The 21,821-nt window shown below is 68.3% G+C and carries 15 protein-coding genes; 8 read left to right on the forward strand and 7 right to left on the reverse strand.

Annotated features, from left to right (window positions below):
• Positions 1 to 90 precede the first annotated feature (90 nt).
• The gene (locus Ssi02_RS23885; RefSeq protein ID WP_204029343.1) at positions 91 to 1,017 is read left to right on the forward strand and encodes a glycerophosphodiester phosphodiesterase family protein; all 927 of its coding nucleotides are present in this window, start codon (positions 91 to 93) and stop codon (positions 1,015 to 1,017) included.
• Between the two features lie 254 nt (positions 1,018 to 1,271).
• Complete coding sequence (locus Ssi02_RS23890; protein WP_204029345.1) at positions 1,272 to 2,630, forward strand: outer membrane protein assembly factor BamB family protein; 1,359 nt, start codon at positions 1,272 to 1,274, stop codon at positions 2,628 to 2,630.
• A gap of 221 nt (positions 2,631 to 2,851) precedes the next feature.
• On the opposite strand, the gene corA is transcribed toward Ssi02_RS23890, so the two are convergent.
• A complete protein-coding gene (gene corA / locus Ssi02_RS23895) occupies positions 2,852 to 4,015 on the reverse strand; it encodes a magnesium/cobalt transporter CorA (protein WP_204029347.1) in 1,164 nt (387 codons plus the stop codon).
• A gap of 486 nt (positions 4,016 to 4,501) precedes the next feature.
• Here corA and purD point away from each other — a divergent pair, with 486 nt between their 5' ends.
• The 4 genes from purD (at position 4,502) to Ssi02_RS23915 (ending at position 10,340) form a co-directional block, all read left to right on the forward strand.
• A complete protein-coding gene (gene purD / locus Ssi02_RS23900) occupies positions 4,502 to 5,734 on the forward strand; it encodes a phosphoribosylamine--glycine ligase (protein ID WP_204029348.1) in 1,233 nt (410 codons plus the stop codon).
• Positions 5,735 to 6,264: 530 nt separating this feature from the next.
• A complete protein-coding gene (gene murA, locus Ssi02_RS23905) occupies positions 6,265 to 7,548 on the forward strand; it encodes a UDP-N-acetylglucosamine 1-carboxyvinyltransferase (RefSeq protein ID WP_204029356.1) in 1,284 nt (427 codons plus the stop codon).
• A gap of 265 nt (positions 7,549 to 7,813) precedes the next feature.
• On the forward strand, positions 7,814 to 9,046 hold the full coding sequence (locus tag Ssi02_RS23910; protein ID WP_204029563.1) for a GTP cyclohydrolase IIa: 1,233 nt from the start codon (positions 7,814 to 7,816) through the stop codon (positions 9,044 to 9,046).
• Positions 9,047 to 9,377: 331 nt separating this feature from the next.
• Positions 9,378 to 10,340 carry an EamA family transporter gene (locus tag Ssi02_RS23915; RefSeq protein ID WP_239129484.1) on the forward strand — a complete coding sequence of 321 codons (963 nt, stop codon included), beginning with the start codon at positions 9,378 to 9,380 and terminating at the stop codon, positions 10,338 to 10,340.
• A 38-nt stretch (positions 10,341 to 10,378) separates the two neighbouring features.
• On the opposite strand, the gene hisC is transcribed toward Ssi02_RS23915, so the two are convergent.
• The 6 genes from hisC to Ssi02_RS23945 all read right to left on the reverse strand — a co-directional run bounded on the left by hisC (position 10,379) and on the right by Ssi02_RS23945 (position 18,132).
• Entirely contained in the window at positions 10,379 to 11,443 is a 1,065-nt protein-coding gene (gene hisC / locus Ssi02_RS23920; protein ID WP_204029358.1) for a histidinol-phosphate transaminase, read from the reverse strand.
• 54 nt (positions 11,444 to 11,497) lie between these two features.
• Positions 11,498 to 12,163: an NUDIX hydrolase gene (locus tag Ssi02_RS23925; RefSeq protein WP_204029360.1), complete on the reverse strand. Its 666-nt coding sequence runs from the start codon at positions 12,161 to 12,163 to the stop codon at positions 11,498 to 11,500.
• Between the two features lie 100 nt (positions 12,164 to 12,263).
• Complete coding sequence (locus Ssi02_RS23930; RefSeq protein ID WP_239129487.1) at positions 12,264 to 14,018, reverse strand: DUF4434 domain-containing protein; 1,755 nt, start codon at positions 14,016 to 14,018, stop codon at positions 12,264 to 12,266.
• Positions 14,019 to 14,108: 90 nt separating this feature from the next.
• A complete protein-coding gene (locus Ssi02_RS23935; protein WP_204029363.1) occupies positions 14,109 to 15,197 on the reverse strand; it encodes a glycosyltransferase in 1,089 nt (362 codons plus the stop codon).
• 19 nt (positions 15,198 to 15,216) lie between these two features.
• On the reverse strand, positions 15,217 to 16,479 hold the full coding sequence (locus tag Ssi02_RS23940; protein ID WP_204029372.1) for a nucleotide sugar dehydrogenase: 1,263 nt from the start codon (positions 16,477 to 16,479) through the stop codon (positions 15,217 to 15,219).
• Between the two features lie 126 nt (positions 16,480 to 16,605).
• A complete protein-coding gene (locus Ssi02_RS23945) occupies positions 16,606 to 18,132 on the reverse strand; it encodes a glycosyltransferase family 4 protein (RefSeq protein WP_239129490.1) in 1,527 nt (508 codons plus the stop codon).
• 200 nt (positions 18,133 to 18,332) lie between these two features.
• On the opposite strand from Ssi02_RS23945, the gene wecB reads away from it, so the two are divergent.
• Both wecB and Ssi02_RS23955 read left to right on the forward strand, forming a co-directional pair.
• On the forward strand, positions 18,333 to 19,472 hold the full coding sequence (gene wecB / locus Ssi02_RS23950) for a non-hydrolyzing UDP-N-acetylglucosamine 2-epimerase (RefSeq protein ID WP_204029374.1): 1,140 nt from the start codon (positions 18,333 to 18,335) through the stop codon (positions 19,470 to 19,472).
• A 68-nt stretch (positions 19,473 to 19,540) separates the two neighbouring features.
• Positions 19,541 to 21,610, forward strand: a complete 2,070-nt coding sequence (locus Ssi02_RS23955) for a glycosyltransferase family protein (protein WP_204029376.1) — start codon at positions 19,541 to 19,543, stop codon at positions 21,608 to 21,610.
• The last annotated feature ends 211 nt before the right edge of the window (positions 21,611 to 21,821 follow it).

Raw genomic sequence — 21,821 nt, forward strand, 5'->3', positions numbered from 1 at the left:
CGGCTGTGCCGTACTCCGCGGGGAGGTGTGGGATGGCGTCACCTGCGAGCCTGCCGGGGATTCGGACAGAGCGGAGGTAGGGTCCCATGTGTGCATGTCGAGATCCACGGTCATCGCGGAGCGAGAGGGCTCCGTCCCGAGAACACGTTGCCCGGGCTGACCCACGCGCTTGAGCTGGGGGTGCACGCGCTGGAGTTCGACCTCGCGGTGAGCGCCGACCGCAGGCTCGTGCTCACGCACGATCTGACGGTGTCCCGGGTGACGAGCGCCGACACGGCCGCCGCCATCCCCGGTGACCCGCTTTTCCCCTACGTGGGCAAGCCCATCAAGGCGCTCACGCTCGCCCAGCTTCGCACGCTTGATGTGGGGGTGCGACTGCCGAAGCACCCCAACGACCGGTTCGCGCTCACTCAGGTGCCGGTGCCCAACACGCGCATGCCCACGCTGGGCGCTGTGCTGGGGCTGGTGGCGGCATATGACGCCGACAACGTGCGGCTGCACGTGGAGCTCAAGTCCAACCCCGAGCGGCCCGACCTATCGGCCGACCCGCGTGAGTTCACCGAGATGGTGATCACGGAGCTGGCGCGGCACGGCCGTCTGAACGGGGCGGCGATCCTCAGCTTCGACTGGCGCATCCTCGGCCACGCGCGAGAGCTCGCACCCGACACCGGGCGGATCGCGCTGATCGAGAAGGCGACGATGAGCTCCCCGTGGCTGGCGGGGCTCGACCTCAGCGACTTCTGCTGTGACATCCCGTCCGCCGCGGTGGCCGCGGGTGCGACGGTGTTGTCGCCCGACCACGTGCTGATAGACGCCGAGTTGATGGACGCCGCACGCCGGGCCGCGCTGCCCGTGGTGGCGTGGACCGTTAACGACCGCAAACGAGCGGCGGAGCTGATCGATCTCGGGGTGAGCGGCGTCGTGACCGATTACCCCGATCGTCTGCGTGCCCTGTGGGCCGATCGCGGCATGCCGCTGCCCTCGCCGATCAACGTCCTCAAGCCTGTGGTGGCCTGACAGTGGCCTCCCCACCTCACGGGCCATACCGACCACCCCATCCCCCTCAAAGCGGATTGTCCCCCGGCAACGCCCCGCCCCCGCATCCCCCCAATCCCACACAAGGTGGGTGGCCACCCACTAATCCCCCGCTCCTGCATCCCCCCAGCCCCACACAAGGCGGCTGGCCACCCACCAATCCCCCGCTCCCGCACGGCCCGCCGTACCCACATCCCCAAGCACCTCCACCCCCGCCAAAACCACCGGGCCGAGGATTGGCAATCCTCCTGGGCTCTCTCGCAGGCGTCCTGATCCTCATCATCGGTGTCGGCGCGGTCGTCCTCCTCAATCAAGAGGGAAGCCGAAGCGAAGCTCCTCCAAGCACAGCCACCCAATCCACGCAGCCTCCCAAGGCCACACCGGCGAGCATCGAGGCCAAGCTCCTGTTCAGTGAGGTCGCCCCCAGGAATCTACGGGGAATCGACTACGACTCCGTTTCGACCGAGGGCAGCTGGGCCACCGCCACGCGCTACATATCCGGCGGCAAGAGCGGGGTGACGGGTTACGACGCGGTCACCGGCGAACAGAAGTGGGTCGTGCCCTTCACCGGCGGCATCTGCAAAGCGTCCGAAGGCATGACCGGCAGCGGCTGGGTGGCCGTGATGTCGAATGACACCTGGCGATGGCAGAGCGCTTGCACGAGGCTGACCGTCATCGACCTCAAGAGCGGACGCAAAGTGTGGGAGAAGAGGATCTCCAGCGAGGTGGCGGGCCACGGCCTGCTGATGACCGTCGCCGTGACCGACGGTGTCATCGCGGTCGGCTGGGAAGACGGATCGATGGGTTTTCAGACCGCCACCGGCGACCGGCTCTGGTCGAAGCCGCCGCCCGGATGTCTCATGGAGGCACACACCTCCGGTCCGCGGTTGCTCAGCCTCTCGATCTGCCGCAACGGCAGGTCCCGGGTGCAGGAGCGTGACCTCCGGTCCGGCAAGACGATCCGCACCTATCGCCTTCCCCCGGGGATTCACAACGCGTGGATCGTCTCCACCGATCCCGTCGTGCTGGGCGTGGCCACCAAGAGCGACCTCCTCGACGCCGACCGACTGGTGATCATGGCGGACAACGGTAAGGTCCAGGCGACCATAGACATCGGCAAGAGATATGTGGCCGGCTGCGGGCAGAACGACGGCACCTGCGCGGCCACCGTGGTCACGAAAGACACTCTTTACATCTCGACCACACAGCCCGACCGGGAGAAACCCAGTGCGATCGTGGCGTTCGACGTCAAGACCGGGAAACGGAAGTGGGCCTCCAAGACGCCGGTCTCCCCGGGACTCGGCACGATGATCCCGCTCCGGACTGAGGGCGAAGACGGCCTGATCGCATACCTGGAGCCGATGTACAAGCACCCCGGCAGAGTCGTGCACATCGCGGCGGACGGCACACAGAAAACACTCCTGATGCTGCCGATGACTTGGGAGGTCCACCAACACGCGTCGGGTCTGTCGGACGCCGAGGCCCGAAGTCTGGTGCGCTACGAGCACGGACGGCTCTACCTCCACGACATCGGACCGTTCGACAACTCCCACCCGAAAGACGAACTGGTGACAATGGCCTTCGGCCCCCCATAAGGACCTCTTGGAGCGCAAAAGCGGTAACGCGCATTTCCTGTCCCACCCCCATACGTTGGTGATCGGTACGGCACAGCCACGTCGAGCACTCGCAAGAAGTGGACACGAATGTCACAACCGCACCAGGGTCCGAGGGAGCACTCACCCCCACAAGGACCACCCAGCCGACGATCGGCGCTCATCCTGGGCTCCCTCGCGGGCAAGGGCCTCGCCGGGTGTGTTCAGCTCTGCCGGGGCTTGGCGCCGAGCCAGCCGTTGCGCCGGAAGTGGCGATAGAGCAGGGAGCACACGACCACCATGACGGTGAGCACGACGGGATAGCCGTAGGGCGACCTGGCCTCCGGCATGTGGTCGAAGTTCATGCCGTAGATGCCGGCGATCATGGTGGGCACCGCCATGATCGCCACCCAGGACGAGATGCGCCGCATGTCCTCGTTGACCAGAGCGTTCGAGCGGGCGAGGGCCGCCTGGAGTATCGAGTTGCACAACTCGTTGGAGAGCTCGACCTGCTCACACACCCGGGCCAGGTGGTCGACGACGTCGCGGAAGTAGTCGCGCATCCCCGAGGGGATCATGCGCCGCTGCGCCAGGCTCGACAGCGGTGCCACGAGCGGCGTGACCGCCCGCTTCATGTCGATCATCTCGCGCTTGAGCTGGTAGATGCGGCCGATGTCGCGCGAGCTGACCGACGCGAACACCGTCGCCTCGACCTCCTCCAACTCCTCCTGCATGAGGTCGGCGACGTGGAGGTAGCGGTCGACGACGTGGTCGGCGATGGCGTGCAGCACACCCGCCGGGCCGCGGTCGAGCAGCTCGGACTTGCTCTCCAGCCGGGCCCGCACCTCGGCGAGGGGGCAGTGCTCGCCGTGGCGGACCGTCACCACGAAGTCGGGGCCGACGAACGCCATGATCTCGCCGGTGCCGATGATCTCGCCCGCGGCGTCCTGGTCGTCGTAGTCGAGGAAGGCGAGGGTCTTGAGCACGACGAACAACGAGTCGCCGTAGCGCTCGACCTTGGGCCGCTGGTGCGCCTTCACGGCGTCCTCGACCGCCAGGGGGTGCAACCGGAACACCTGGGCCAGCCACTCGACCTCAGCCGCCTCGGGCTCGTGCAGCCCGACCCAGACGAAGGCCCGGCCCGCCTCGGCTCCGCCGTCCTGCCACTCGTGGTGGCTGCGGACCAGTGCGAGGGCGTCCACGACGCTCTCGGACTTGATCTTGACGCCGTTGATGTAAGCGCCGTATTCCACGAGCGAGCGGCTCGGCGGAGCCGCGGAGCTGCTCTTGACGATGACCTTGGCCGCCTTGGCGCGGGCGCGGTTGTCGCGGTTGTCAGTGGTGCGGTGGTGACGGTTCATGCGGGTGAACAGGGTGGAGGAGCGCATGGCAATGCCTTCCCGCCCAGCGTCGTTCCCTTACGCGCAAACGAAATCGCCTCAACGCAAAAGCGGGACGGTGTCCGAAAATCCATTAGGAGGACAACGTCAGAAGAGGTGATGCGCGTAGGCCTACAGCCGGGCCGCCGATGCCGATATGGAGTGGCCAAGGGCGCGCACGACGAACGTGCGCCATCGAGTACTGCTGGGATCACCAGACATCCCGGACCACCTCCAATCACCACGAGGCATCAAAAAGCCGCCCAAACTTAGCACAAGGCACGCGGCGCAAGCCATCCTAGCCCTCAGGGCAACGCGCGATCCCCGCTTCCCCCACCGTCCCCAGGTGACGCATGTCACTGTGCCCACCGGCCACCCGCACCGCGACCCGCATCCGCGCAGGCCCCGGGGCCGCGTCCGCCGGAGGCCGGGCCGATTATGCACGGATGTTGTCCACAGCCTGTGGATAAAGACGACTCCGCTAGGCTCAGCCGCGTGCGCGTACTTGTGATTGGTTCCGGAGGGCGCGAGCACGCGCTCTGCCGTTCCCTCAGCCTTGATCCGAAGGTCACCGACCTCCACTGCGCCCCCGGCAACGCGGGCATCGCGGAGGTCGCCGCCCTCCACACCGTCACCCCGACCGACCCCGGCGCGGTCGTCGGCCTGGCCCGGCGTGTCGAGGCCGACCTCGTCGTCATCGGCCCGGAGGCGCCGCTGGTGGCCGGGGTGGCCGACGCCGTGCGCGAGGCGGGCATCCCCTGCTTCGGCCCCTCGGCCCAGCCCGCCATGATCGAGGGCTCCAAGGCCTTCGCCAAGGAGATCATGGTCGCCGCCGGGGTGCCCACGGCCGACGCGCGCACCTGCACGACCTCCGAGGAGGCCGCGGCCGCGCTCGACGAGTTCGGGGCACCGTACGTGGTCAAGGACGACGGCCTGGCCGCCGGCAAGGGCGTCGTCGTGACCTCCGACCGCGACGAGGCGCTGCGGCACGCCGCCGCCTGCGAGCGGGTGGTGGTCGAGGAGTTCCTGGACGGCCCAGAGGTCTCGCTGTTCGCCCTGTGCGACGGCACGACCGCCGTCCCCCTCCAGCCCGCCCAGGACTTCAAGCGCGCCCAGGACGGCGACGCCGGTCCCAACACGGGCGGCATGGGCGCCTACACCCCGCTGCCCTGGGCCCCCGCCGACCTCACCGAGCAGGTCATGCGCGAGGTCGTGCTGCCCACGATCAACGAGCTCGCCCGCCGGGGCACGCCGTACACCGGTGTCCTTTACGCGGGGCTGGCCCTCACCTCCAAGGGGCCGAAGGTGATCGAGTTCAACGCGCGGTTCGGCGACCCGGAGACCCAGGTCGTGCTCGACCGCCTCGCCACGCCCCTGGGCGGCCTCCTGCACGCCTGCGCGACCGGCGCCCTGTCCGGGCACGGCCCGCTCACCTACCGCGAGGGAGCGGCGGTCACCGTGGTCCTGGCGGCCGAGAACTACCCGGGCACGCCGGCCAAGGGCGATGTGATCGAGGGCCTGTCCGAGGAGGTGCCCGGCGCCTATGTCCTGCATGCCGGGACAACCCTCGACGATCAGGGCAACGTGATCTCCGCCGGTGGGCGGGTGCTCAACGCCGTCGGCACGGGACCCGACGTCGCCACGGCGCGCCGTACGGCATATGCCCTGCTGGACAAGATCCGCATGCGTGGCTCGCACCACCGCACCGACATCGCAGCCTCGGTCTGAAGCCGAGTTTCGGTGGTTCTGTCAAGGGGCGGCGTCGACGGCCGCCCCTTGTCGAAGTGCCGGGAACGCAACTGGCACAATTAACGTGGTGAACCCCGAAATAGGTCTAGGTTCGTGAACCTGGCATTCCACATAGGAGTGAACAAAACACCTACAGAACTGGTCACCTCACCCGGGTCGGATGTGACCAGTGAGCGTTCTTCGGAACCGCACCTCACGTGGCCTCGCAGCCACGAGTGGTTCGTCGCCGAGCGTCTGGAGAATGCTCAAGTATGCGTTTTTTTCATCCGGAGCGTGGCTCCTGGACACCGGCCGCGGGGGCGGTCCGGGTCGGCGGGGCCGACGGAGGGGTGGAGAAGGCGACACTCGTCGGACGGGAACCCCCAAGCTGTGCCGTGTTACACCTGTGACCACTGCGGCACCGGCCGAAGCGGCAGAGTCAGCACGTTCTAGCGGCTACTGTGGGCCCCGACAACCCGGCTGCCGCCCAACTTGTCATCTCTCATGTCTGTTCAAGGAGCCTGACGCAAATGGTCAGTTACCGCGTGCGCGGTGGCAACGCACTGCGTGGAACCGCCTTCATCCAGGGCGCGAAGAACGCCGTGCTCCCGATGATCGGAGCGGCCCTGCTGGCGGCCAAGGGCCGCACGGTGCTGCGCAACGTCCCGATCATCGAGGACGTGCGCCGTGCGGTCGAACTCGCCCACACCATCGGCGCCAAGTGCGAGCTGCACGAGGCCGAACGCACCCTTGTGATCGACGCCTCCGAGCTGACCAGCGCGAAGCTGCCCGCGGACATCGCCCGGCGCTTCCGCGGCTCGGTGCTGTTCACCCCGGCGCTGCTCCACCGCCTCGGCGAGGCCGTGGTGGAGGGTGTCGGCGGCTGCAATCTCGGCAGCAGGAACCTCGACTTCCACTACCTCGGCTACAAGCGCCTCGGCGCCGCGGTGGAGGAGAACGAGACCGTCATCCACGTCAAGGCCGCAGGCCTGACCGGGGCGAAGCTTTACCTCGACACCCCCTCGCACACCGGCACCGAGAACCTCATCATGGCGGCCGCGCTGGCCAAGGGCACGACGGTGATCGAGAACGCCGCGCTTGAGCCCGAGGTGCTCGACGTGATCGAGATGCTGACCCGCATGGGGGCGCGCATCAGCGGCGGCGGCACGGGTTTCATCACGGTCGAGGGTGTCGACGAGCTGCGCGCGGTCGAGCACACCGTGATGCCCGACCGCCTGGACGCCGGCGTTTTCGCGATGGCCGCCGCGATCACCGGTGGCGAGGTCAACCTGGTGGGCGCCTCGCTTGAGCACCTCGGCGTGGTGCGGTGGAAGCTTGAGCAGATGGGGGTGGAGTTCGCGACCCACGGCGCGGTGCTCCATGTGCGGCGTGAGCGTCCCCTGCGGCCCATCAACATCATCACGGACACCTATCCGGGCTTCGCGACCGACCTCCAGTCCCCCATGATGACCGTGGCGTGCTTGGCCGACGGCATGAGCTACATCCACGAGCGCATCTTCGACGGCCGGTTCGCGCTGGCCGGCGAGCTCAACAAGATGGGTGCCGACGTCGAGGTCGACGGCAGCCGCGCGATCGTGAAGGGCGCCACGCCGCTCCAGGGGGCCGACGTCACGGCCCACGATCTCCGCTCGGGCATCGCGCTCGTGCTGGCGGGTCTGGCGGCCGAGGGAGAGACCCGGATCGCCTCCGGCTATCTGATCGACAGGGGTCACTCCTATCTCGCCGAGCGCATGCGTGCTCTGGGGGCCGACATCACCCGAGAGATTTTGCCCTCAACCGGCACAGTCTCGTGAGTCACGACAATGCCCGCTGAGCTGCACCGATGAACAATTTGGACTGACATTCACCGTTCCCACGAATGTTTTTCCGGAAATCCGGGCGTGACATTACGGCCCTCACGAGCGATCGTTCCAAAAGAGAGCACTGCATACGGACGGCAGGATGGGACGAACATTGGTCGAACGGGCCGAAGAAACGCCCCGAGTGTCACGCCCGGGCACTCTGACGCCGGATCTCACGATCGGCGTGGTGGGGCCGCATGATCTCGTCGAGAGAGTCATGCTTATGGGTCATGCCGCGGCTCCTTTGCCGTGCCGCCTTGTGGCGGCCGCCTACCGCGATGAGCAGGAGGCGGCCGACAAGGTGACACGCCTGGGTCCGGGCGTGGACGCATGCCTGTTCGCCAGCCCGGTCCCCTATGACCTGGCTCGGCGTTCGGGCGTGCTGACGATGCCCGCCACCTTCGTGCAACTCGGCGGGGCCGCGCTCGTGGCCACGCTGGCGAAGGCGGCAATGGACGAGCGGTTCGACCCCCGGCGCGTCAGCGTCGACGTGGTGAGCCGCCCCGACGTAGAGGAGGCCTACTCCGATCTAGGATTATCCGCGGCGGAGGTGCACACCCGGGAAGAACCCGGAGCAACAGGCACCATTGCCGCCTATCACGAAAGACTCCATCGGCAGGGCACCACCACCGGGGCGCTGACCAGCCTCCCGATGGTGGCTGAGCGGCTGCAGACGGCCGGGGTTCCGGTCATCCGCATCCGGCCCACCTCAGGTGCGGTGCGCACAGCACTGCACACGGCGGCCCTCCTCGGCGCTCATCACCGCCTGGAGGAGTCACAACTGACCGTGGTGCTGGTCGAGGTGCCGACTCTGCGCGAACCCGTGCGCCGGGCCGCGCCACGCTACTGGAGAGACGAGCTCCGCCTGTCACTGCACCGGCTGCTCGTCCAGGAATCCAATCGCATCAACGCAACCGTCTGGCCCATCGACGACCACAGCTATCTGATCACAGCGACCAGAGGCTCGGTCTCGGCGGCCACGGACGGCTTTCGCGTGCTCCCATTCGCGGCCAGAATCCGCGATGAGCTTGGTTTGGCCGTGGAGGTGGGTGTGGGCATGGGTCGCACCACCCACGACGCGGAGAGCCACGCGAGGGCCGCGCTGGCGCGGACGCAGGCGGGCAAACAAGCCCAGGGCTTCGCGGTCGACCGCGAAGGCCGCGCTCTCGTCCCCGCGCCGAGGATGCCCCCCGCCGGCTCGACCCCGTTGAAACCCAAGGGGGTCGAGGTGCTGGCCCGCCTGGCGGCAAAACTGTCCGGCGGGGACACCGTGGTCGACGCGGAGGGGGCGGGACGGATGCTCGGCGTCACGCCGCGCACGGCTCGGCGATTGCTGCGCACGCTGGTTGACGAGGGACTCGCGTGGCCGCTACCGCCGAACCGCACGCCCCAGCCGGGGCGCCCGCGGCAGCTCTACCGGTTGATCATCGAGAAGCTCGGCAGTCGCTGAGCAACCCTCTCGGTGGGCACGCCCACCGGCTCGGGGGGCATGCCCACCGGGGGACACCGGGCCCGAACCGCCACAAGCGGTCCGGGCCCGGTCCTGTTTCCCACTTTCGTACGGCAAAGCCACGTCGACCCAACGCCGCACCGCAAGCGACCTGACGCGCCCGCCCCTGCTCGCCGTACGGCACGGCCCGCTTAGAGCTCCGCACAGACGCAAGGGGGCCGAAGATCGGCCGGCCGGGCAGTGAACACCGGCGCGCTCGGCTGTGCCGTACCTCTCAACGTCTCAAGGTCTGAAACTCGCTAACGAAATGTCGGGCATGCCGGATATCGTCATGACCATGGGGCCAGACACTACTGACACCCCCCGGTCGTGGCAGATCTGGGGTGCGCTCACGATCGTCTACATCGTGTGGGGATCCACCTACCTCGGGATCATGGTGGTGATCGAGACGATCCCCCCGATGCTCGGCGGCGCGATGCGCTTCACCATCGCCGGGTTGCTGCTCGTCGGCTTCCTCCTCCTGCGCCACGGCCGATCCGCGCTGACCATGAACCGCCGCCAGTTCGGCGGTGCGGCCCTGGTCGGCCTCCTGCTGCTGGCGGGGGGCAACGGCATGGTGGCCGTGGCCCAGCAGCACATCTCCAGCGGCATGGCCGCCCTCCTGGTGGCGTCCATCCCGCTGCTGCTCGTGGTGATGCGTGTGATGGCCCGTGACAGGCCGAGCCTGCTGACCACGGTGGGCGTGCTGATCGGCTTCTCCGGGGTGGCGCTGCTCGCCCTCACCGGGGGCACGGGGGACGACGACGGCATCGGCGTCGTGGTCATCCTCTTGGCAAGTGTCTCGTGGGCCCTCGGCTCGTTCCTGTCGGGCCGCATGCCGATGCCGTCCAGTCCCCTCGCCGCCAGCGCCGTGGAGATGGTGGTCGGCGGCCTGGCCATGATCGTCGTCGGTGCGGCGGTCGGCGAACGCCTCGACCTGGCCTCGGTGTCGGGGGCCTCCTGGACGGCGCTGGCCTACCTGATCGGCGCCGGATCACTCATCGCCTACACCTCGTACATCTGGCTGCTGCAGAACGCCCCGATCTCCCTGGTGGCCACCTACGCCTACGTGAACCCCGTGGTGGCCGTGATCCTCGGCATGCTGATCCTCAACGAGACGCTGACCACCCAGATGGTCCTCGGCGGCCTGGTGATCGTCGTCGGCGTCGCCCTCGTGGTCTCCACAGAGCGCACCCGCCGCCGCCCCGCCGCCGCGGCTCCGGTCAAGCGCCAGGAGGAACTCAGCCACTCCTGAGCGGCGTCCCGCCGTGCTGCGGGACGCCCGCCCCGGCCTCAGCCCTTCCTGAACCCCTCGGCGGCCGAGAGGAAGTTGTCGTTGGCCTCCGCCGTACCGATCGAGATGCGCACCCCGTCCGGCGGATAGTGGCGTACGGCGACGCCCACCTCGGCGCACGCCGCGGCGAAGGCCGCGCCCTTCTCGTCGTCCATGCGCAGCCAGACGAAGTTGGCCTCGGTCTGCGGCACCGTCCACCCCTGGGCGATGAGCGTGTCCCGGACCCGTGAGCGCTCCTTCACCACGACCTCGACCCGCTCGCCCAGCTCGGCCTCGGCGGCGAGCGAGGCGACCGCGGCGGCCTGCGCCAGGTGGTTGACCGCGAACGGCGTCATGGTCTTGCGCACGGCGGCGGCCACAGGAGCGTGGCCGATCAGGTAGCCGACCCTCAGCCCGGCCAGGCCGTACGCCTTGGAGAAGGTGCGCAGCACCGCGACGTTGGGACGCTCGCGGTAGTAGCCGATGCCGTCGGGCACCTCGGCGTCGCGGACGTATTCACGGTAGGCCTCGTCCAGCACCACCAGGACGTCCTCGGGCACCTTGTCAAGGAAGGCGGTGAGATCGCTCTCACGGATCGCCGTGCCGGTCGGGTTGTTGGGGTTGCACACGAAGATCATGCGCGTGCGAGGGGTGACGGCGGCCGCCATGGCGTCGAGGTCGTGGTCCTCGCCCACCAGCGGCACCGGCACCGCGGTGGACCCGGAGAGCCCGGCGAGCAGCGGGTATGCCTCGAACGAGCGCCACGCGAAGATCACTTCGGCACTGGCTTCGCCGACGGTCTCGAACAGCTGCTGGGCGACCGACACCGACCCGGCGCCGAGCGCGACGTGCTCCGCCGGCACGTCGTAACGCTCCGCGAGCGCCGCGGTCAGCGCGGCGGCCCCGGGGTCGGGATAGCGGTTGACCTCACGCGCCGCCTTGGCCAACGCGTCCACCACGGACGGCAGGGGGTCGAACGGGGACTCGTTTGAAGAAAGCTTGTAGGAACGGCCGTCGGCGGAAACCACGGCCTTCCCCGGCTTGTAAGCCGGTAGATCGTCCAAGATGGCGCGGAAACGTGGCATGAAGCCAGCTTATTGGCCGCCCAAACTTTTAAACCTTCCCGGCCCCTGGAAACGCTACTCCTTGAGCGACCGCAACATCGGCGGATGGAGCAGCTCGGCCGGACCCCGGCGGTAGAGCTTGGCGGGACGGCCGCCGTCCCGGGTAGTGGTGCCGCCGGTGGGGAGGAGGAACCCCTCGGCCTTGGTGACCTTGCGGTGGAAGTTGCGCGGATCGAGCGGACGGCCCCACACGATCTCATACACGCGCCGCAGATCGGCCACCGTGAACTCGGCCGGGCAGAACGCCGCCCCCAGAGAGGTGTATTCGAGCTTGCCCCGGGCCCGCTCGATGCCGTCGAGCATGATGCGCCGGTGGTCGAAGGCCATGGTGGTGAGCTCCGACACCGCGCGCCAGGCCATGTGGGCCTCGGTGGAGGCGGGCAGGTCGGGGGCGAGGCCGAGGTAGGCGACGCTGACGACACGTTCGCGTGGATCACGCATCGGGTAACCGTATGTCTGGAGTTGCTCCAGATGCACGGGAGCACCGGGAAGGCCGGCGCGCTCGGCGAGCACACGCTCGGCGGCGGCCGGAAGGTCCTCGTCGAGCTGGATGAACCCGCCCGAGAGCGCCCAGCACCCGGGGTAGGGGGGGTGATCCCGCCGCCACACGAGGGCACAGAGCGCCTGAGAACGGACTGTCAGCACGACCAGATCCACGCTGACAGGAACGGTCGGCACCATGTCAGGCACGTTACACGCAAACTCCCCCGCCCATGTCCCGCCCGAGAAGTCGATCAAGACCGCGAAAACCCCAGGTTAGGACAGGGAGCATCAAAGAAGGTCATCCCTGGGCACGGACGTGGAGCGGCGCGGACGACTCCCGCCCGTCGGGCGCCGACACCGTGATGCGCACCCACACGTCCTTGGGCACGGTCTTCCAGTCGAACGGCACCCACGCGACCTGTGTGCCCGTCGGCAGGCCCGGCGAAGGCTCGGCGGAGTGCCAGCCGACCGCGGCGACGTCGGCCTTCTTCGGCTCCTCCAGCCCCTCCCAACGCACGTTCACCGTGGACCCCGCGAGGTTGTAGCCCCGCACCTCGATGCCGTTGCGGATGTCGCGAACCTTGCGGACGGCGTCGACCGCGATGGGCCGGTCCCAGTCGGCGGCGAGCCGGTCGGAGAGCGACGGCGAGCCGCATGTCATGAAGTCGGTCCACATGTAGGAGATGACCTTGGAGACGTATCTCCCGGCCATCGCGACCGCGCCGTCCAGCCGCTCCTTGTCGGTGCGCCCGCGCTGGCCGCCGTTGCCGCACGCCTCGGTGCCCGTGGGTTCGAACGCCTCGATGTTGGCCCAGAGCTGCACGTTGAAGCCCTCGCCCGCCATCTCCGCCCTGGCCTCGGCCATCTCCCGATAGTAGTCGCGGGTCGAGGCGTGGTAGGCGGTGCCGTTCGTGGTCCGGCCGACCACCGGAAGCAGCCGCTCGTCCACGTCCTTCTCGCGCTCGTCTGGCCAGAAAAGGCCGACCTTGCCGGTGCCGCGGCTGTCCTGCGGCGCGATGATGCCCACGCCGGTGCGCGCGAGCGCCCGGAAGCCCACGCCGACCTCCTCGGGCGTGGCACCGAAGTTCACACGTTTGCGCGCGTCGAGGTAGGGACTGACGAGAATCGGCTTGCCCTTGAGCTCCTCCTCCACGATCTTGTGTTGCTCGGCGTAGACCTTCAGCGTCGGATGGTCCTCGGTCATCTCCCGCAATTGCAGCTCGAACGGCTGATAGACGCCGCCGAACGACTCGCGGTCGGCGAGGCGGGCGCCGTAGTCATGCAAGATGCGCCGGGTCAGCATGGTGAGGGTGCCGATGTGCCGGGGGTCGGCGTTGGTGGTCTGGGGCCGGGAGCGCGGGGCCACGGGCAGCGCGGGGAAGACCTTCATGCCGAAGCGGTCGGCGACGTTCAGCAGGATGGTGAGGCTGTCGTCGGGCCGGGCCGCGACCAGGATGAGGTGATAGTCACGGGCCTTGGAGCTGAAGTCGCACGAGGTGTTCTCCGAGCCGTCGGCAAGAGCGACGATCCGGTGGAAGACCGCCCGGTCGGTGGTGATGACCTTCTCCATGCCCGGGCACCGCAACAGATCCTTCCCGAACGCCTCGTCCGTGCGGTAGGCGTAAGTCCAGGAAATACGGTTGTTGAGGTTAGCCTTTCTGAGGTCCTGCTCCGCCGCCTGGAAACACGTGAGCCCGTTCTCCCGGCAGGAGTTGTAGCGCGGATCGACGTCGACGCCGTCCCTGTCGAGCACACGCCCGTCGAGGTCGATGCGCCGCGGCTGGAGCCCGGTGCCGATGCGGATCACCGTGTCGCCGCCGACCTTGTGCATGGCCTCCAGTTGCCGCCGCCACGTGCACTCGTCGGAGCTCGGCACGAGCCAGTAGCCCGTGATGGCATACGGAGTGCGGGTCTTGGTGTCGAACGTCCCGCAGGGGTCGGTGAACTCCTCCGAGGAGGAACTGGAGATGCTCTGGCCGGGATTGGGGGTCTCGCCGGCCTCCGGTGCGCTCACGTCGCCGCTCGGCAACACGATGGCGAGTGCGGCAACCATGGCGAGGATCGCTACCCCGAGGAGAACCGTGATCCAGCGCACTTCGTGGAGATTACCGTTCTGCTGATCAGGTGGACATAAATCGGAGATCTAACCTTTGGCGTCGGCCCAGCTCTCCAGTTGTACGACGAACCGGCGGGCGGAGTTCGGCCAGTGGTGGTTGGCTCGCGCCGCCGCATAACCTCTGGCCCCCTGCCCGCGCCGGCCGGCGTGGTCGTCCCGGAGCATGAGTACGGCTTGCGCCACCGCCTTGGGGTCCTGCCACGGCACGACCATTCCGCTGTCGTAGCGTTCGACCAGCTCGACGGCCCGCGGGGAGGGCGTGGTGATCACGGGGATGCCGTGCGCCATATACTCCACGATCTTGGTGGGCATCGAGTGCCGATAGTTCGGTTCATCGCGTAAGAGGGAAAGGCCGGCCAGAGCGCCGTCAAGCCGCTTCAACGCCTCGTCGTTCGGCATGAAGTCGCGCCACTCCAGCACACCCTCGGCCACCGCCTGATCGAGCAGCGGCCTGCTCTGCGGGTCCGCGTAGCCGATCAGCTCGACCGCCACCCGATACGGCTGAAGCAGCTTGGCCACCTCGACGGCCTCACGCACACCGCGCGCCTCGGACAACCAGCCGAGGTAGACGACTCTGTCGTCGCCCGGCGGGCTGACGCTGTCGGGCACCCACGTCTCGTTGGGCACCACCAGGTGGGCCTCTTTGAAGCGTCCGGCGTAGGCGGTCTCGGCCAGCAGCAGGTGGAAGCTGCGCTCGGCCGCGCCTTCGAGCATCCGCGCCACGAACCGCACAGGCGGCCGAAGGAAGGCCGGCAGCCACGGCTTGAGCGACAACGTCGCGGGGGTGTCCTCGTGGACGTCCCACACGACAGGCGGGCGCCGCCGTACCCCTGCCACCGCGAACAGCAGCTCGGGGTCGTGGATGATGACCATGTCCACGCTGTCGCGCATCCGCTTGAACACCTTGCGCGCGGCCAGCACGGCCGACAACCGCCGGCGTTCGGCGGCGCGCGGCAGATCGACGCCGTTGACCCACGAGCGGGGCACGACACCGCGCGCGGTGTACGGCGCGGCATACGTGACCTCATGCCCGGCGTCCACGAGCGCCCTGATCTGCCGGTGCAGGATCCGGGCGTCCTCGGGGTGATGCACCACCGTCATGACGAGCACGTGCACTGCGCGCAGCCCCCTGTCGTCAGAGCCGCTCGACGCGGCTGCCCTCGGCGAGCACGCCTCGGGTGTCCAGCACGAGCCGGGCTTTGTCTTCGATGACCGACAGATCGAACGCGGCGTGCGGCTGGAGCAGAACCGTGATGTCGGCACCTTCGACCGCCGCGGCCAAGTCTGCCTCGCGAGGAATGTCGGTGCCGTCGACCTGCCACTTGCTGACGTGGGGATCGACGAAGGACAGTTCCGCGCCGAGATCCAGCAAGGCCCTGGCCACAGGCAGGGCCGGGGTCTCACGCTCGTCGGCGATGTCCGGTTTGTAGGTCACGCCGAGCAGCACCACCCGGGCGCCGTTGACCGCCTTGCGCTGCCGGTTGAGCGCCCGCTGGGCGCGGGCCACGACGTAGCCCGGCATACGCTCGTTGATCTCCTGGGCGAGCTCGACGAACCTGAAGGGATAGCCCAGCTTGCGCACGGTGTACGACAGGTAGCTGGGATCGACCGGGATGCAGTGGCCGCCCACGCCGGGTCCTGGCAGGAACTTCTGGAAGCCGAACGGCTTGGTGGCCGCCGCCTCGATGGCCTCCCAGAGGTCGACGCCGAGCTCGTCGCAGAAAATCGCCATCTCGTTGACCAGGGCGATGTTGACGTGCCGGTAGGTGTTCTCCAGGAGCTTGGCCATCTCGGCCTCGCGGGTGCCGCTGACCGGCACGACCTGCTCGACGAAGCGCGCGTAGAACGCGGCGGCCCGGTCGCGGCAGGTGTCGGTGTATCCGCCGACGACCTTGGGGGTGTTGCGCAAGCCGTACTTCGGGTTGCCCGGATCGATGCGCTCGGGCGAGAAGGCGAGGTGGAAGTCGAGCCCCGCGGCGAGGCCGGTCTTCTCCAGCAGCGGCCGCACCACCTCGTCGGTGGTGCCGGGCCAGGTGGTGGACTCAAGCACGACCAGCGTGCCCTTGACCATGTGCGCGGCGACGGTGGCGCTCGCGCCCTCGACCGCGGACAGGTCGGGGCGGTGGTCCTCGTCGAGCGGGGTGGGCACGCAGATCACGATGGTGGCGCTGTCGGCGAGCACCGACGCGTCGAGGGTGGCGCTGAAGCCGTTGGCCAGCATGTGGTCGAGGTCCGCGTCGGTGAGGTCGTCGATGTAGGACCGGCCCGCGTTGAGAGCGTCGACCTTGCGGGGGTCGACGTCGACGCCGACCACCTTCAGACCTGCCGTCGTGGCCTCCTTGGCCAGCGGCATACCGACGTAACCCAGCCCGATGACGGCGAGATCGAAGCCGCTCACGTGAAGACCCTGGGGAGTCGGAAACAACACTTCATGGTCGCAAAGGCTATCTCAAGTCCGTACGAGCCACGCCTAATGTGCCTGAACGCCCAGGAAACCTCTGCTTTACATGTGGTGTTCATCCGACTATTGGATGGTGATCGAACGGTAGATCTCGCGGTAGGTCTCAGCGATTCTGCTCCACGTGCGCTTGGCCGCGACCTCGGCCCGGCCCGCCTCGCCCATCGCCGCCCGCCGCTCGGGATCCTCGCTGAGCTCGGCCAACGCGTCCGCCAGCGCCGCCGGATTGCCCGCGGGCACAAGCAGGCCCGCGCCGTCAGAACCGACCAGCTCCGACAACGCGGGCAGGTCGCTCAGCACGACGGGCTTGCCGAGCGCCATCGCTTCCACCGGCTTCAGCGGGGTGACCAGGCGGCAGACACGGAGGTCCTCACGCGGGCAGACGAAGATGTCGATCGCCGACTGCGCCTGAAGCGCCTCGTCCGGCCCCACCCTGCCGGGCAGGATCGCGACATCGCCGAGCTTGAGGGAGTCCACCTGCCGCAGCAGCGCGGGGCGCTCCACCCCGTCGCCCACGAGCAGGACCTTGACCTTCACCTTCCGTTTGCGGAGCAGCGCCGCCGCCGACAGAAGAGTGGCGAATCCCTCATAAGCCACGATGCTCGACACCGAGCCGATCACGATGTCGTCGGGCTCGATGTTCATCGAACGGCGGAATGCCTCGCCGTCGTAGTCCGCGGTCAGCAGCGAGTCGTCCACGGCGTTCGGCGCCAGGTGGATGCGCTCGCGCGGCACACCGCGGTCGACGATCTCGGCCGCCATCGTCTCGGCGAGCGTCACCACCGCGTCGGCCGACCGCATGAGAAATGCCTCGCGGTCGCGCTGCATAAGGTGCCGCTCGCTGCCGATCCTGGCCGGATCGCGCGAGGCCCAGGTCTCCTCCAGGAACCCGCGCACCTCGTACACGAACGGCGTACCCGTACGCTCACGCACGGCCATCGCCACCGAGCCGTTGCGGTGGTCGGTGGCGGCGTGCAGCACCTGCGGGCGCAGCTTACGCACGAGCTCGGTGACGTCCTCGGCGCCGCGTGTGATGCGCCCCCGGGTCTGGTTGGGGATGTCGCCGTGCGGCAGCAGCCGGTGATACGGCGTGCCGTCGATCAGCTCGCCCGCGGTGGCGTCCGCGTGCCCCTGGAGCATCGGCCAGCCCCAGCTCGTCACCACATGCGGGTCGAGCCCGGCGGCGCGCTGAGCGGTCACGATGCGGTGGGTTCGCACGGTGTAACCGGCCTGGGTGTACGGCAAAGCATTCGTGACGCAGTGCAGTACCCGGCCTTCGATCCGGTCGCCCACGTGCACCGCGGGGGCCGGCGGGATCGGGTTGGTGCCGATCGCCGCCATCTCGCCCTCGTAGAGGGCCATCCTGCGGCGGATGAACGGCCACCGGGCGTGCGGCTTGAGGGTCGCGATCGCCGCGGACATGTGCCCGTCGACGAACTGCGCCTTGGCCTTCTCAAGCGGGCCGTCGGCCATGCGGCGCGCCATCTTGCGCGCGGCCACGCGCGCGCGGCGCGCGACGGGCCAGGCCACCGAGCCCACGATAGGACGCAGCTTTGGCGGCAGCGCTTCGGCTGCGGCCTGGGCGACCCTCATGGGGTCGGATCTCACCCGGGTGATGACAATCCGGGAAACGATGACCGGATGCTGAACGAACCCTCGGAGAAGTCCGCCTATACCGGCACGTGCCGCTTTGGGAGAGACCTTGCGGGAGTCTGGCCGACTGGCATCGGATACCACGCGGTGACCGTACCATAGGCAACGTTTGCCCCACTCCCGCATGAAAGGCGAGGTCAATGAGGGAAAACCCCCTCGTCCTACACGTGCTGGGCGCTAGGCCCAACTTTGTCAAGGCTGCACCGGTCGTGTCTGGCCTTTCCAGCATTGGGATTAGGCAGGGCATTGTTCACACAGGTCAGCACTATGACGCGTTGATGTCGGACGTCTTCTTCGCCGACCTTGGCCTGCCCGAGCCGGTCGCCAACCTGGGGGTCGGATCCGGCAGCCACGCCCGCCAGACCGCCGCCCTGCTCACCGGCCTCGAAGAGGTCGTGCTCGAGCACTCCCCCGACCTCGTCGTGGTCTACGGCGACGTCAACTCGACCCTCGCCGCCATCCTGGTGTGCGCCAAACTCGGGGTGCCGACCGCCCACGTGGAGGCCGGCCTGCGCTCCTTCGACCGCGGCATGCCGGAGGAGGTCAACCGGGTCGTCACCGACGCCCTGTCCGACCTGCTGTTCGCCACCTCCCCCGACGCCCTGTCGCACCTCGCCAACGAGGGCGTCGACCCGGCCCGGGTGCACCTCGTCGGCAACCCAATGATCGACAGCCTGTTCTCCGCCCTCCCCAAGCTCGACCCCGCCCCCGTGCGTGAGCGGCTCGCCCTCCCCGAGAGGTACGGCGTCGCCACCCTGCACCGGCCCGCCAACGTGGACTCCCCCGAGGCCGCCCGCGAACTCGTCGACGCCGTGCTTGAGGTCTCCAACCGGGTGCACATCGTCGTCCCCCTCCACCCGCGCGGACGCACCCGCCTCGCCGAGGCCGGGCTCGTCAGCGGCGAGAACCTCTCGATCGTGGACCCGCTGGGATATGTCGACTTCCTGTCCCTGGTGCGGGGGGCAGCCCTGGTCGTCACCGACTCCGGCGGCGTGCAGGAGGAGACCACCATGCTCGGCGTGCCGTGCCTGACCGTGCGCCCCAACACCGAGCGCCCGGTCACGATCACCCACGGCACGAACCGCCTGGTCACCCCGGCCCTGCTGCCGTCGGCCGCCGACAAGGCCCTCGCCGACGGCGCCGCCACGCCGAGCGGCGACCTGCCCCCGCTGTGGGACGGCAAAGCCGGTCCGCGCATCGCCCGGGTCATCGCCGCCTGGCTCAAGGGGGACAATCTCTCCCCGGCGGCGCAAGCCGTACCACCGATGCGAATCGGATAATTCACCCGTTCTAGGCACGGCGTTCGCCGTACGCTTGCAGACTCCGACCTCGTTAGGGCGACGCACCCATGGCCGACAACGTTGAGAACCCGCAAGAGCCGCTCTACCAGCGGCTTGGTCCCGTCAACTGGCTACCGGAAGAGCGCAAGCTCGTCGAGCGCTACGAAGACCACATCCGGGAACTCGAACGCCGGCTCGCCATCGCCGAGGCCAAAGCCGACTATGCCTCGTGGAAGCTCAAGGCCACCCAGGTCCAGCGGCCCTACCGCGTCGCCGAGGTCCTCGCCGACTCCCGCGACCCCGCCTCCGTCGTGAGTCTCCCCGGCCGCCTCGCCCGCGCCATGCGCACGAACGGCAAAGCCCCCGCTGCCCCAGAACAGGTCGCCAAGGTGGCCGAAGCCGCCCGCACCCGGCCACCCCACGTCAAGGTGCCCACCGCCTCGTGGCCCAAGGGGCCCGTCAACCGGCCGGACCTGAAGGTGGCGGTCATCCTCGACGACTTCTCGCGGATGACCTTCAAATACGAGTGGGACCAGATCGAGTTCGGGTTGAAGGACTGGCCGGAGATCTTCGCCGAGCGCTGCCCGGACATCCTGTTCTGCGAGTCCGCCTGGCACGGCAACCAGGGCCGCTGGCGCTACCAGATGACCGGCACCAACGCCCCGAAACCCGAACTGCGCGCCCTGATCGACTGGTGCAAGGAGGAGGGCATCCCCACGGTCTTCTGGAACAAGGAGGACCCGCCCAACTTCGACTTCTTCATCGACACGGCGAAGCTGTTCGACTACGTGTTCACGTGCGACGGCGACATGGTGCCGAAGTACCGCGAAATTTTGGGACACGACCGGATCGACGTGCTCCAGTTCGCCGCCCAGCCCCGCGTGCACAACCCCATCCAGGCCCGCGAGGGCCGGCTGCACGACGTCGTGTTCGCCGGGATGTACTTCCGCAACAAGCACCCGGAACGCCGCGAGCAGATGGAAACCGTACTCGCCCCCATCCGCGAGCTCGGCCTGCACATCTTCGCCCGCAACGGCGAAGTCGACGAGAAGTACGCCTGGCCCGAGGAGTATCGCCCGCACATCGTGGGCGAACTCCCCTATGACCAGATGCTCGCGGCCTACCGCATGTACAAGGTGTTCCTCAACGTCAACTCGGTGCTCGACTCACCCACCATGTGCGCGCGCCGCGTCTTCGAACTGTCCGCCTGCTCCACCCCCGTGGTCTCCGGCTGGTCCCGCGCCATCCAGGAGACCTTCGGCGGTCTGGTGCCCCTGGTCCAGACCCAGGAAGAGGCGTACAACACCGTCCTGCACCTCATCAACAGCCCCGAAGCCCGCTCCCGCCAAGCCCACCTGGCCATGCGCGAGGTCTTCGACAAACACCTCTTCTCCCACCGCGTCGACCAGGTCCTGCAATTCATGGGCCGGCCCGTCACCCGGCGCTCACGCTCGGTCTCGGTCGTACTCCCCACCAACCGCGCCGGCCAGATCGAACACGCCATCACCCAGGTCGCCCGCCAACGCCACCGCGACCTCCAGCTCGTCCTCGTCCTCCACGGCCTCGACCTCGACCCCGGAGTCGTCACCGACAAGGCCCGCGCCGCCGGCATCCCCGACGTCACGGTCCTCACCGCCGATCCCAGCCTCACCCTTGGCGAAGTCCTCAACCTCGGCATCTCACGTGCCGACGGCGAACTCATCTCCAAGATGGACGACGACAACATCTACGGCGAGCACTACCTGAGCGACCTCATCCGCTCCTTCGACTTCTCCTCGGCCGAGATCGTCGGCAAGGGGGCCCACTACACCTACTTCCCCCACCGCAACACCACCGTCTTCCGGCTGCCCGGCCTGGAACACCGCTACGCCCACCTCATCCAGGGCGCCACCATCGTCGCCAAGTCCGAACTCCTCCGGGCCATCCCCTTCGAACCGGTCAACGCGGGCGAGGACACCCGCCTTGTACGGCGTTGCAAGGCGGACGGCATCAAGATCTACTCCTCGGACAGGTTCAACTTCATCTACATGCGCGGCAGCAACGCGGGCAACCACACTTGGCAGGCCGAGGACCACAAGCTCCTGCGGAACGCCCAGTTCTCGTTTGTAGGCAACCCTGAGGACCATGTGTTGATCTAACTAGGCTTCCCAGGGAGCAGCCAGGTCAAGTGCGGCGAGAAACCGGGCGGTCTTGACCTCCACAAAGACTTCGGCATCGTCATGGATCTCGTGGTCATCCGCTCCCCTTGCCGGGCACATGCGTCGATCCAGCCCAGGAGACCGTACTCGCGGGACTCGTCGCCCCCTCCCTGCAGGCCCTCGGCCACCAAAGCTCGTCAAGGGTTTATCG

This window comes from Sinosporangium siamense (assembly GCF_016863435.1).
Lineage (GTDB): Bacteria > Actinomycetota > Actinomycetes > Streptosporangiales > Streptosporangiaceae > Sinosporangium > Sinosporangium siamense.